Raw genomic sequence first — 310 nt, forward strand, 5'->3', positions numbered from 1 at the left:
CGCCGGACAGGCGCAGGGTTCCGTCGAGGGCGCCCGTGAAGTCCTTCACGGCGGTCTCGATCCGCAGGTCGCGCACGGGGCGCCCGAGGGCACGCGCCTCGGAGGCGGTGAGCGTCGCGTTGAGGTCCGGCTTCTCCAGGGTGCCGGTGAGGCGCCCGTCGAGGAGGGCGCGGCCGGTGAGCTTCGGATCGAAGGTCGCGAGGGCCTTCAGGTCCACGACGAGCTTGGCGTCTGCGAGGCGGGCGGTGGCGCGGCCTTCGAGGCGCGCGACGATCTCGGCCCCCTCGAGGCGGGCGCCCTCGAAGGCGTA

At 74.5% G+C, this 310-nt stretch carries 1 protein-coding gene; it reads right to left on the reverse strand.

The features are described from left to right. Positions 1 to 310: hypothetical protein (locus CVH10_RS19230; protein ID WP_146143096.1), on the reverse strand; the 310-nt coding region annotated here is incomplete at both ends.

The organism is Halomonas sp. ND22Bw, assembly GCF_003011945.1.
GTDB classification, from domain to species: domain Bacteria; phylum Pseudomonadota; class Gammaproteobacteria; order Pseudomonadales; family Halomonadaceae; genus Halomonas; species Halomonas halophila.